The sequence below is a fragment of the Kribbella sp. NBC_00359 genome, assembly GCF_036097425.1.
In the GTDB taxonomy this organism is placed as follows: domain Bacteria; phylum Actinomycetota; class Actinomycetes; order Propionibacteriales; family Kribbellaceae; genus Kribbella.
In genome coordinates this window covers 8,274,974-8,287,060 of record NZ_CP107975.1, presented here as the reverse complement: position 1 = coordinate 8,287,060, position 12,087 = coordinate 8,274,974, and the positions used below count along the sequence as shown (strand labels likewise).

Here is a 12,087-nt window from a genome sequence, read left to right as displayed (position 1 = left end):
GCATGAACGACGCACGCAGGCCGCGGGTCGCCTTCTTCGGCCTGCTGGGATCCGGCAACATCGGCAACCACGGCTCGCTCGACGCGATGCTCGCGTTCGTCCGGACCCGGCACCCGGAGGCGGAGATCAGCTGCGTGTGCGCCGGACCCGAGGTGTTCGAGCAGCAGTACGGCATCCCGTCGGTCGCCATCACCTGGTACCAGCAACATGGCCCTGGCCGCTCCAGGCTCGACTCCGTTGCGCGCAAGGCGTTCGGCAAGGTGGCCGACCTGGTCCGGATGCCGCGGCTGCTCCGCCAGTACGACGTGGTGATCGTGCCCGGCATGGGCGTGTTCGAGACCACGCTGGAGCTGCGGCCGTGGGGCTGGCCGTACGCACTGTTCCTGATGACGCTGTCGGCGCGGACGGCCGGCACGAAGACCGCGTTCGTCAACGTCGGTGCGAACGTGGCACGCGAGCGGTCGCTGCGGTGGCTGTTCACCGGGGCCGCGCGACTTGCGTCGTACCGCTCCTACCGGGACGGGTACTCCCGGGACGCGATGCGGCAGATGGGTCTCGACACGAGTGGGGACGAGGTCTATCCGGACCTGGCCTTCGCGTTGCCCGAACCCGCTGAGCCGGCGCCCGCTGATGAGTCGCGGCGCACGGTCGGGCTCGGAGTGATGGCCTATCACGGCACCAACGCCGACCGGGCCCGGGCCGACGAGATCTACGCGGAGTACACCGCGAAGATCGTCGAGTTCGCCCGCTGGCTCGTCGACCAGGACTACCGGATCCGCCTCGTCATCGGCGACCCGAGCGACCTGTCGGTGGTCGAAGCGGTCCAGGACGACCTGCGGCAGACCCGGCCGGACCTGGCCGAGGATCGGTTGATCAGCGAGCCGGCCGAGTCGCTCGGTGAACTGATGGAACAGCTCGCCGGAACCGACGTGGTGGTCGCCTCGCGCTATCACAACGTGTTGTCCGCGCTGAAGCTGTCGATACCGACCATCTCGATCAGCTACGGGACCAAGAGCGACCTGCTGATGGAGCAGATGCGGCTGGCCGAGTTCCGGCAGCCGATCCAAGGTCTCGACGTGGCGCGGCTGATCGATCAGTTCCGCGCGCTCGAGGCCCGGGCGGACGCGGTCGTCCCGGCCATGCGGGCACGGAACGCCGAGTACGCCGAGGCACTCGAGCGGCAGTACGACGTACTGTCCGCTGCGTTGTTCGGGGCCGGTACGACGCCCCGTGTCGCGGTGGACATCGAACAGGGGGAATAGCGATGGACGTCATCGAGGTACCGGGAATCGCGGGGGCGCTGGTGTTCCGGCCGAGTCCGCACCGGGACGAGCGCGGGTTCTTCTCGCGCACCTTCGACCGTGATGTGGTGAAGGGGGCCGGCCTCGACCCGGACGCCTTCGTCCAGGACAGCATCTCCCGCTCACGGCGTGGCGTCGTCCGCGGGATGCACATCCGCGCGGGCGCCGGCGAGGCCAAGCTCGTCCGCTGTTCGTACGGCGAGGTGTTCGATGTCGTGATCGACCTGCGCCCGGGCTCACCGACGTACCGGAACCGTGAGGTCTTCGACCTGACCGGCGACAACCAGGTGACGGTTTACGTCCCGGCCGGGTGTGCGCACGGGTTCCAGGCGCTCACCGAGCCGGCCGACGTGTCGTACCGGATCGACCGGGCCCACGACCCGTCCGAGGACGTCTCGATCGCGTTCGACGATCCGGACCTCGACATTCCCTGGCCGCTGCCGGTCACGCTGATGTCCGACCGGGACAAGGCGGCTCCGTCCCTCGCCCTGGCCACCGCGAGGCTGTCATGACCACGTCGTTCGGCAACTCGATCGCGGCCAACAAGCGCCTGCAGGACCTGATCCCCGGCGGCGCGCACACCTACGCCAAGGGCGAGGACCAGTACCCGGAGGACATGGCGCCGGTGATCTCGCACGGCGCCGGCGCGCACGTCTGGGATGTCGACGGTAACGAGTACATCGAGTACGGCTCCGGCCTGCGTGCGGTCAGCCTGGGGCACGCGCACCCGAAGGTGATCGAGGCGGTCCGGCGCGAGCTGGACCGCGGCAGCAACTTCGTCCGCCCGAGCATCATCGAGCTCGATGCGGCGGAACGCTTCCTCACCTCGGTCCCGACGGCCGACATGGTGAAGTTCGCGAAGAACGGCTCGGACGCCACCACCGCCGCGGTCAAGCTGGCCCGCGCGGTCACCGGCCGGCCGCTGATCGCGCTGTGCTCCGACCACGCGTTCTTCTCGATCGACGACTGGTTCATCGCCCGGACGGCGATGTCGGCCGGTATCCCCGGCGAGATCGGCGAGCTGACGATCGGCTTCCCGTACGGCGATCTGGCCGCGACCGAGGAGATGCTGACCCAGCACGAGGGCCAGGTCGCCTGCCTGATCCTCGAGGCGGCAACTCAGCACGACCCGCCGGCCGGGTACCTCGAAGGCCTGCGCGACCTGGCCCACCGCCACGGCGCGCTGCTGATCTTCGACGAGATGATCACCGGCTTCCGCTTCTCGGCTTCCGGCGCACAGGGCCTGTACGGCGTGGCGCCGGACCTGTCCACCTTCGGCAAGGCACTCGGCAACGGGTTCGCCGTGTCGGCGCTGGCGGGTCGGCGCGAGCTGATGGAGCGCGGGGGACTGCGGGACAACCACGAGCGGGTGTTCCTGCTCAGCACGACCCATGGCGCCGAGACGCACGCCCTTGCGGCCGCGATCGCCACCATGAACGTCTACGAGGAGGAAGGAATCTCGGCTCGTCTGCACGAGCTGGGCGACAAGTTGGCCGCCGGTGTCCGTGAGGTCGCCGCCGCGGCTGGGGTCCAGGACCATGTCCTCGTCCGCGGCCGGGCCAGCAACCTGGTCTTCGCGACGCTCGACGAGACCTTGACGCCGTCGCAGCCGTACCGCACGCTCTTCCTCCGGGAACTAATCCTCGGCGGCGTCATCGGCCCGTCGTTCGTGGTGAGCGCGGCCCTGACCGACGAGGACATCGCCCGGACGGTGGAGGTGGTCGCCGGAGCGTGCGCGGTCTACCGCGAGGCACTCGACACCGGCGACCCGAAGGGATGGATGGGCGGCCGCCCGGTCAAACCGGTCTTCCGCCGCTACACGTAACTGCTGTACACAACACACGACGCGCTGGGGGGCGCGCCCGCCGATGACCTCTCGAGGCAGCCGGCTGGGGTACGGGGACTTGGTCCGAGCCGGTAAGGAGCCGGTTCGACGAGAGGGGGGTTCATCATGCATTCCATCTATGTCGACGCCGGGTTCGGCGACGACGAACGCAGGCAGAAGCTGTACGACGGCGACCTGTTCGTCTACTCGCCGCGGCCGTCCACGCTGGCGCTGACGGAGTTCGCGGCCGCGATGGCCCGGGAGGCCTTCGCGCCGCTCGATCCGGAGACGGCGCAGTTCGAGATGGCCGTCGAGGACTACGCGGCGCTGCTGGCCGAGCTGAAGCCGGCGTTCATCCACCACCCGGAGTCGAAGCGGCTGATCCAGGAGATGCTGGCCGACTTCGGTTGCGACGAGGAGCAGACGTACTTCGACGTGCCGCGGATGCGGAGCTCGACGTCGAACGACTACCTCACCACGGGGATCGCGTTCGCGTTCCATCCGCACCGCGACACGTGGTACTCGGCGCCGCACTTCCAGCTCAACTGGTGGCTGCCGATCTTCGCGATCAGCGACGACAACGGGCTGGCCTTCCACCCGAGGTACTGGCAGACCCCGGTCCGGAACAGCTCCCGGGTCTACAACTACGCGGAGTGGAACGCGACGAGCCGGAAGATCGCCGCGACCCAGATCGGCACCGACACCCGGATCCAGCCGGTGCCGGAGGAAGAGGTCGAACTGACACCTCAGATCCGGCCGATCTGCAAGCCCGGCGGCATCATCCTGTTCTCCGGGGCTCAGTTGCACTCCAGCGTGCCGAACACGTCGGGGCGGACTCGGTTCAGCATCGATCTGCGGACGGTGCACCTGGGCGATGCGGTGGCGGGCCTGACCGCGCCGAACATCGACTCGGAGTGCACTGGTACCACGATGGGCGACTACCTGCGGGTCAGCGACCTGGAGCACATCCCGGCCGAGGTCGTCGACGCCTTCGACACTCCGAAGGTCGACGACGACGTCGCCTGAGTTCAGGGTTGTCGTCTGAGCCGGTCGATCAGCAGTCCTGTCGCCGGGACGACAACGAGCGCGCTGCCTACCCCACCGACGGTGTCGGTGGGGTAGTGCGCGGTCAGGTCGATCTGCGCCCACGCCATCAACGCTCCACCGAGTACGGCGAGTCCGAGGACGAGCGCCGTACCGAGGATCGGGCCGGCGCGGAGCACGTCGGCCAGCAACAGGCCTAGTACAAGGCCGATGGCCGCGAGCGCGGCGGTGTGGCCGCTGGGGTAGGACAGGAAACCGTCATGGATCCGGCGATCGACGACGTACTTGAGCCCGGTCGTCAGTACGGCGGTCAGGACCGAGGCAACCACCGCGGTCACGGCCAGGGCGCGGCGCCCGGCGAGCAGACACACCGCTGCGGTGGCGAGCACCAGGAGAGCCCGGCCGGTCGGCTCACCGAGCCAGTCGAGCGCGAGAGCGCTGTCCCGCGCGGCGGACGGAGTGTGGTCGACAACCGATTGGATCCATCGATCCAGCCGCCCCGGTCGGGTGTCGCCGGCGTACGCCACCGCGGGCACGGTGAGTAGGAGCAGACCGAGCACCATCAGCGGCAGCACCGACCGCCGGAGCGCCGGCACCACGGCCGGTCGGACTCCTGCGCGCGCACGATCAGCACCGGCTTGGCTCAATCCCCCCACCCCACGCAAATTCTATCCAAGGGTTCTCGAGTCGGCGTCGTCGCAGGCCCTCGCGCGTAGTACTCTGCCATGTCGCACCGCCGACGGGCGGGTGAACTCCTGGGGATGTGTGGCAAGTAGGTTTGCCGTCACCTTTGGTGACGATCTCCGTTTGACAGTTCTGACAGGGAGACTGCAGACTGCGCCGGGCACGCACCGTGTTCGGGCGTTGGCAGCGTGAGACGAGGGGCCGGGGTGAGCGGAGCAGAGGCGCCGGATGCGGTCGATGGCCGCCGGCCGCTCTGGGTGGTGCCGCACGAGGTGCCGGCGATCGTCCCGCTTCCGTCGCGGTCGACCGAGCCGCGCTGGGTCGGCGTGTACCGCTGGGCCGCCGTGGGCGGTGACCTGCTCGCCGCGATGCTCGGTGTCTCCATCGCCCTGCTGACTCGCTTCGGCTATCACGTCGGCAGTGGCTATCTGGTCGTCAGCAGTGTGCTGCCGCTGGCCTGGGTCGGCGCGGTCGCCCTGTCAAAGGGCTACGACCCGCGGTACTTCGGCGCCGGTCCGGACGAGTTCCGGTCGCTGCTTCGCTCGGGTGTCGGTCTCACGGCCGCTGTCGCGATGGCGTCGTACGTGACCAAGACCGAGATCGCCCGCGGCTTCGTCGTGTTGGCGATTCCGGTGATGGTCGGTTCCGCGTTGGTGCTGCGGTACGCGTTGCGGAAGGACCTCCATCGGCACCGGGTCAGAGGCCGTTGCATGCACAGGGTTCTCGTGGTCGGGCGTAGCGGTCCGGCCGCGACGCTGTGTGAGCACCTCGAGAGCCGCCCGACCGACGGGTTCCGGGTGGTGGCGACGTGCCGGCCGCGCGGCGACGCGCACGCCAACGGGCCGCTGCAGCCGGAGGAACTGGCCGAGCCTGACATCCTGGCCGCCGCCGACCGGCACGCGGTCGAGGTGGTCGCCGTCGCCACCGATCCGGAGTTGGCGGGGCAGTCGCTGCGCCGGTTGTCCTGGGCGCTGGAGCAGCGCGGCATCGAGCTGATCGTGTCGCCCGGCATCATCGAGGTGGCCGGCCCGCGGATCTCCGTACGCCCGGTCGCCGGTCTGTCCCTGTTGCACTTGGAGCGCCCGTCGGTGAGCGGCGGCCCGCACCTGATGAAGGCCGTCTTCGATCGCGTCGTCGCCCTCGGATTCATCGTCCTGCTGGCACCGGTGCTGATCGGTCTGGCGCTGGCCGTCCGTCTGTCGAGTCCTGGTCCGGTGCTGTTCCGGCAGCAGCGGGTCGGCCGGGCGGGTGTCGAGTTCACCATGCTGAAGTTCCGGAGCATGTACTCCGACGCCGAGCAGCGGCTGTGTGATCTGTACGCGCTGAGCGACGGCAACGGCGTGGTCTTCAAGATGCGCGACGACCCGCGGATGACGCCGCTCGGCCGGTGGATCCGGCGCTTCTCGCTCGACGAAATCCCTCAGCTGTTCAACGTGCTGCGCGGCGACATGTCGCTGGTCGGCCCGCGCCCGCCGCTGTCGGAGGAAGTCGCCCTGTACGCCGCCGACGACTCGAGGCGGATGCTGGTCAAGCCCGGGATCACCGGCCTGTGGCAGGTCAGCGGTCGCAGCGACCTGTCCTGGGACGAGTCGGTCCGGCTCGACCTGCGGTACGTCGACAACTGGTCGATGACGCTGGACCTGCTGATCCTCTGGAAGACCGTGCGTGCGGTGATCTACGGCGCGGGAGCGTACTGATGGACCATCGTGCACCGGTGTACGTCGCGGGTCACCGCGGCCTGGTCGGCTCGGCGATCTGGCGTCGCCTGGAAGCGGCCGGCTTCACCCACCTGATCGGCGCGACGTCGTCCGAGCTGGACCTGCGGGATCGGTCGGCCACCTTCGCGTTCCTGGCCGAGCACCGGCCGGCCGTGGTGATCGACGCGGCCGCGCGGGTCGGCGGCATCCTGGCGAACCGGGATCACCCGACCGAGTTCCTCAGCGACAACCTCCGCATCCAGGTCAACCTGATGGACGCGGCGCTCGAGGTCCGCACGCCGCGGCTGCTGTTCCTCGGGTCGTCCTGCATCTACCCGAAGTACGCCGAGCAGCCGATCCGCGAGTCGAGTCTGCTGACCGGTGAGCTCGAGCCGACGAACGACGCGTACGCGATCGCGAAGATCGCCGGGATCATGCAGGTCCAGGCAGTGCGACGCCAGTACGGGCTGCACTGGATCTCCGCCATGCCGACGAATCTGTACGGGCCGAACGACAACTTCGACCCGACCAGTTCGCACGTGTTGCCCGCGCTGATCCGCCGCTTCGACGAGGCTCGTCGTACCAATGCCCCCGAGGTCGTGTTGTGGGGGAGCGGTACGCCGCGGCGCGAGTTCCTGCACGTGGACGACCTGGCCGATGCGTGCCTGCATCTGCTCGAGCACTACGACGCGCCGGAGCCGATCAACGTCGGGGTCGGTGCGGATGTGACGATCCGGGAGCTGGCCGAGCTGGTCGCCCGCGTGGTCGGGTACACCGGTGCCATCAGCAACGATCTGTCCAAGCCGGACGGCACCCCCCGCAAGCTGCTCGACGTGAGCCGGCTGCTGGCGCTGGGGTGGAAGCCGTCCGTCGACCTCTACGATGGTGTAGCCGCCACGTACGCCTGGTACCAGCAGAACCGGGAGCAGGCATCGTGAAGAAGGCGTTCGTCACCGGGATCACCGGGCAGGACGGGTCGTACCTGGCCGAGCTGCTGCTCGCCAAGGGCTACGAGGTGCACGGCCTGATCCGGCGCGCTTCGACGTTCAACACGCGCCGGATCGACCACCTGTACGAGGATCCGCACGCGAAGGACAAGCGGCTGTTCCTGCACTACGGCGATCTGACCGACGGGTCGCGGCTGGTGACGTTGCTGGCGTCGATCCAGCCGTCCGAGGTGTACCACCTGGCCGCGCAGAGCCATGTGCGGGTCTCGTTCGACGAGCCGGAGTACACCGGTGACACGACCGGGATGGGGACGACGCGGCTGCTCGAGGCGATCCGGATGATCGGGCTGGACTGCCGGTTCTATCAGGCGTCGTCGTCGGAGATGTTCGGCGCTACGCCCCCGCCGCAGAACGAGGAGACCCCGTTCCACCCGCGCTCGCCGTACGGCGCCGCGAAGCTGTACGGGTACTGGATGACCCGGAACTACCGCGAGGCGTACGACATGTTCGCGGTCAACGGGATCCTGTTCAACCACGAGAGCCCGCGCCGCGGTGAGACGTTCGTGACCCGCAAGATCACCCGTGCGGTCGCCGCGATCAAGCTCGGCCGGCAGGACCGGCTGTACCTGGGCAACCTGGACGCCTGCCGCGACTGGGGCTACGCACCGGAGTACGTCGAGGCCATGTGGCGGATGCTGCAGCACGACACTCCGGCCGACTACGTGATCGCGACGGGTACGTCGTACTCGGTCCGCGACTTCGTCGCACTGTCGTTCGCCCACGCCGGGCTGGACTGGGAGGAGTACGTCGACTACGACGTGCGGTACGAACGCCCGACCGAAGTGGACTCGCTGATCGGGGACGCGTCCAGAGCCACCACCGAGCTCGGCTGGAAAGCCCAGGTTCACGTGCCCGAGCTGGTCCGGATCATGGTCGACGCCGACCTGGCCGCGCTGACCCCGGAGGACTGACGGATGACCGATATGCACACGGAGCTGGCCGCCGCGGATCGTGTCGATGTCCTGGGCATCCATGTCAGCGTGACCAATCTGGACCACACGATCGGGACGTTCGCGCGCTGGATCGACGGCGACGAGCGGCAGTTGGTCTGCGTGGCCGACATGAACGCACTGCTGCACGCCCGTGCCGACGAGCGGCTGACCGAGGTGTACAACACGGCCGGCCTGACGGTGCCGGACGGCATGCCGTTGGTGTGGGCGGGTAAGAAGGCCGGCTTCGAGCGGATGGATCGGGTCGCCGGGCCCGATCTGCTCGAGCGGGTGATGGCGGAGGCGGCCGACCGCGGCTGGACGCAGTACTTCTACGGCGGTGCGGAGGGCGTGGCCGAGGAGTTGGGCGACACCTTCCAGGAGCGCCACCCCGCGTTGAAGGTCGTCGGCGCCGAATGCCCGCCGTACCGGCCGCTCACCGAGACCGAGGACGCCGAGGTGATGGCGCGGATGAACGCGGCCCGCCCGGACATCGTGTGGGTCGGACTCGGCGCACCCAAGCAGGAGCGCTGGATGGCCGACCACCGGGACCGGCTGAACGCGTCGATCCTGATCGGCGTCGGCGCCGCCTTCGACTTCCACACGGGCCGCCTCGACCGCGCGCCGCTGTGGATGCAGCGAGCCGGCCTGGAGTGGAGCTACCGCCTCTACAAGGAGCCCAAGCGCCTCTGGCGCCGGTATCTCCTGGGCATCCCGCGTTTCGGCCTAGGTATCATGCGGCGTCCCCCGCGCCCCCTCTAGAGTGAGGCGGTGAAGTTCCGGCGGCCGAAGCTACGTCGGCTGGCCGGACCGGCCGGTCGCGCGAGCTGGGGTTTGGCCGACCAGGCGCTGTCCAGCCTGAGTAATCTCGCGGTCGGAGTGGTGGTCGCGCGGTCCAGCACGGTCGCCGACTTCGGTGTCTACGCGCTGGCGTTCGGCGGTTACACGATCGCGCTCAATGTGTCCCGCGCGGTCTCGACCGAGCCGCTGGCCGTCCGCCACTCCGGTGCGCGGACGCCCGACTGGGAACGGGCGGTGCGAGCCAGTACGGCGACTGCGCTGCTGGCCGGATTCCTGGCGATGCTCGTCGGACTGGCGATCGCGGCGTTCCCCGGCGTTCCGTCGAAGGGAGTGCTGATCGCCTTCGCGGTGACGATGCCGGGGCTGTTGCTGCAGGACGCGTGGCGGTGGGCGTTCTTCGTGGTGGGTGAGGGGCAGAAGGCCCTCGTCAACGACCTGATCTGGCTGCTGGCGATGCTGGCGATCTTCGGCGGGCTCTATCTCACCGACACGGCGTCGGCACCCTCGCTGACCTTCGCGTGGGGACTGGGCGCGATGATCGCGGCGATCGCCGGGCGGTTCCAGGCCGGCGTGTCACCGCGGCGCCAGCTGATCCGCGAGTGGGTACGGCGGAACTGGGATCTCAGCCCGAAGTACGTGGGGGAGATGCTCGCGGTGTCCGGCACCATCCAGGTCTACATGCTCGGCATCACCGCTGCCGCGGGGCTGGCGGCCACGGCCGGCATCCGCGGTGCCCAGGTCCTGCTCGGCCCGGTGAACGTCCTCAACCAGGGCATCCGGATGATCTCCGTCCCCGAAGCCGCCCGTGCCCTCCGCCACTCCTACCGCCGCCTGTGGCTGGTCGGCCTGGCGATCTCGTTCGGCGTCGGTGCGGGCGCACTGGCCTGGGGCGCGATCTTCCTGCTGCTGCCCCCATTCGTGGGTCGTCAGCTCCTCGGCCCGGGCGTCTGGACCCAGGCCCACGAGGTCCTCATCCCGGTCATTCTTTTGCAGGCCCTGGGAGCCTCCAACGCCGGCGCCTTCGCCATCCTCCGCGCCCTCACCGCCGCCACGCGCGGTCTCCGGGTCCGCCTGATCTCCTCGGTCATCCTGATCATCTGCGGTGTCGGAGGCGCCTTCCTCTGGGGCGCAAAGGGCGCCGCCTGGGGCCTGGCCACCGCCTCCTTCACGACACTCCTGCTCTGGTGGTTCCAGGCCCACCGAGCCATCACAGCCCATCGCCGCGCGGCTACTTCACCGTGATGGTGGAGTAGCCGCCGCGGACTGTGTTGTGCCCGTCGTAGACCTCGATGCGGTACATCTGTGAGGTGCCGGACGGGGCTGTGGTGTCGGTGAGGGTGACGTTCGGCCGGCTCCAGAAGGTGGAGTTGGCCGTGGTGGTGGCGACGACCGTGTTGCTCGCGCCGCGCAGCAAGCGGTAGGTGAGGGTGATGTCGTCGTTGTCCAACGAGGTCTGGACAGTGGCCTTCACCTGACCGGCCGTCGTACTCGTCAGCGTCGGCAGCACTGGGCCGAGCGGCGCGGCGCCGGAGCCGAGGTTGGTGAAGCGGGTCAGACCCTGCTGGCCCACGCCGTTGACCTTGGTGAAGTCGCCGCCGACCCAGAGATCGCTCCCTCCGGTCGCCGAGACGAGCGGGCCGACCTCGGTCGGCGGGCCGGCGTTCGTGTTCGGGAACCACGGCCCGAGGGATCCGTTGGCCGGGTTCTGCAGCAGCAGGAAGTGCGCGCCGGTGCCGTCACTGAACGCTCCCGGGCAGCTGTGCGCATGCGAGCCCTTGAACAGCCAGCCGTTCACCACGGTGAGCGCCTCGGTCGCGCCGAGGCAGGTGTTCCTCCAGACCAAGTTGCCGGTGGCCACATCCGCCGCCCAGGTCCCGTCGAAGCACCCGCCGCCGTCGCCGGCATTGGAGAAGTACACCCGGTTCCCGGATGTCTCGATGTCCTTGACCCGGGACGTGCACCCGCTGGTCGGCAGGGGTACGGCGGAGGCCGCGGCGAACGGCAGCAGCGCACCGGTCGCGTTGTTCACGCTCGCAACGGCCCACCGGCTCGTTCCGCCGACCTTCGCGAAGGTCCCGCCCAGGTAGACCTTCGAGTTGTCGTCGGCCGCGTCGATCGCGTACACGTCGTTGTCGGCGTTCGGGTTCCACGGCAGCAGGCTGCCGTTGACCGTGCTGATCGCGGCCGCCCGGTTCCTCGCCACGCCGTTGACGAGCCCGAACGAGCCGCCGAAGTACAGGCTGGTCCCGCCGATCGCGAGCGCCTTCACCCGGTACGACACGCTCGGCTTGATGTTCGCGACCAGTGCGCCGGTCGCGGTGTCGAAGGCCGCGATCCGGTTCCGGACCTGGCCGTCGACGCGGGTGAAGTCGCCGCCGACGTACACCCGGGACCCGTCCGCGGACGCGACGATCGCCCAGACGATCCCGTTCACCACGTGATCGAAGCCGGTGTCGAGGGCACCGGTGCTCTGGTTGAACGCGGCCAGGTAGGTCCGGCTGGTCTGGTTGGTCCCGGTCGCCGCTCCCGGCGGACGGACCTTCAGGAACCGGCCACCGACGTACGCCTTGCCCTTGGCAACGGCCAGGCCGAGCACGCTGGCATCGGTCTGCCAGGCCGATCCGGCGACCGCGGTCAGGCCGGCCCCGGTGCTGACCGCGGGTTGTGCCGGCGCCAGGCCGAGCACGAGGCCGGCGGCGCCCAGCGCAGCAAACAGTCTTCTCCCCATGTTCCCCCCATCCCCTTACCCCCTAGACGTCCGGCAGCCCCGCCCGGTTGCCTACGACAAAGGGGTCTGCC

11 protein-coding genes are annotated in these 12,087 nt (G+C 69.3%); 9 read left to right on the top strand and 2 right to left on the bottom strand.

What is annotated here, in order from left to right; genetic code table 11:
• Positions 1–2: 2 nt before the first annotated feature.
• The 4 genes from OG876_RS40130 to OG876_RS40115 all read left to right on the top strand — a co-directional run bounded on the left by OG876_RS40130 (position 3) and on the right by OG876_RS40115 (position 4,152).
• Positions 3–1,262, top strand: a complete 1,260-nt coding sequence (locus OG876_RS40130) for a polysaccharide pyruvyl transferase family protein (RefSeq protein ID WP_328521965.1) — start codon at positions 3–5, stop codon at positions 1,260–1,262.
• Positions 1,263–1,264: 2 nt separating this feature from the next.
• Positions 1,265–1,813: a dTDP-4-dehydrorhamnose 3,5-epimerase family protein gene (locus OG876_RS40125; protein WP_328521964.1), complete on the top strand. Its 549-nt coding sequence runs from the start codon at positions 1,265–1,267 to the stop codon at positions 1,811–1,813.
• A complete protein-coding gene (locus tag OG876_RS40120) occupies positions 1,810–3,126 on the top strand; it encodes a glutamate-1-semialdehyde 2,1-aminomutase (RefSeq protein ID WP_328521963.1) in 1,317 nt (438 codons plus the stop codon). Before OG876_RS40125 ends, OG876_RS40120 begins: the two co-directional genes overlap by 4 nt.
• Positions 3,127–3,252: 126 nt before the next feature.
• On the top strand, positions 3,253–4,152 hold the full coding sequence (locus tag OG876_RS40115) for a phytanoyl-CoA dioxygenase family protein (RefSeq protein ID WP_328521962.1): 900 nt from the start codon (positions 3,253–3,255) through the stop codon (positions 4,150–4,152).
• Between the two features lie 2 nt (positions 4,153–4,154).
• On the opposite strand, the gene OG876_RS40110 is transcribed toward OG876_RS40115, so the two are convergent.
• Positions 4,155–4,769: a phosphatase PAP2 family protein gene (locus OG876_RS40110; protein WP_328521961.1), complete on the bottom strand. Its 615-nt coding sequence runs from the start codon at positions 4,767–4,769 to the stop codon at positions 4,155–4,157.
• 291 nt (positions 4,770–5,060) lie between these two features.
• Between OG876_RS40110 and OG876_RS40105 the strand changes: the two genes are divergently transcribed.
• From OG876_RS40105 to OG876_RS40085, 5 genes are read left to right on the top strand one after another with little or no spacing between them, the layout of a single operon-like run.
• Complete coding sequence (locus tag OG876_RS40105) at positions 5,061–6,551, top strand: sugar transferase (RefSeq protein WP_328521960.1); 1,491 nt, start codon at positions 5,061–5,063, stop codon at positions 6,549–6,551.
• Positions 6,551–7,489, top strand: a complete 939-nt coding sequence (locus OG876_RS40100) for a GDP-L-fucose synthase family protein (protein ID WP_328521959.1) — start codon at positions 6,551–6,553, stop codon at positions 7,487–7,489. Before OG876_RS40105 ends, OG876_RS40100 begins: the two co-directional genes overlap by 1 nt.
• A complete protein-coding gene (gmd, locus tag OG876_RS40095) occupies positions 7,486–8,469 on the top strand; it encodes a GDP-mannose 4,6-dehydratase (protein ID WP_328521958.1) in 984 nt (327 codons plus the stop codon). The genes OG876_RS40100 and gmd overlap by 4 nt, the downstream gene beginning before the upstream one ends.
• A 3-nt stretch (positions 8,470–8,472) precedes the next feature.
• Complete coding sequence (locus OG876_RS40090) at positions 8,473–9,249, top strand: WecB/TagA/CpsF family glycosyltransferase (protein WP_328521957.1); 777 nt, start codon at positions 8,473–8,475, stop codon at positions 9,247–9,249.
• Positions 9,250–9,258: 9 nt separating this feature from the next.
• A complete protein-coding gene (locus tag OG876_RS40085) occupies positions 9,259–10,530 on the top strand; it encodes a hypothetical protein (RefSeq protein WP_328521956.1) in 1,272 nt (423 codons plus the stop codon).
• On the opposite strand, the gene OG876_RS40080 is transcribed toward OG876_RS40085, so the two are convergent.
• Complete coding sequence (locus OG876_RS40080; RefSeq protein ID WP_328521955.1) at positions 10,517–12,016, bottom strand: fibronectin type III domain-containing protein; 1,500 nt, start codon at positions 12,014–12,016, stop codon at positions 10,517–10,519. The two genes, OG876_RS40085 and OG876_RS40080, sit on opposite strands and share 14 nt — an antisense overlap.
• Positions 12,017–12,087 lie beyond the last annotated feature (71 nt).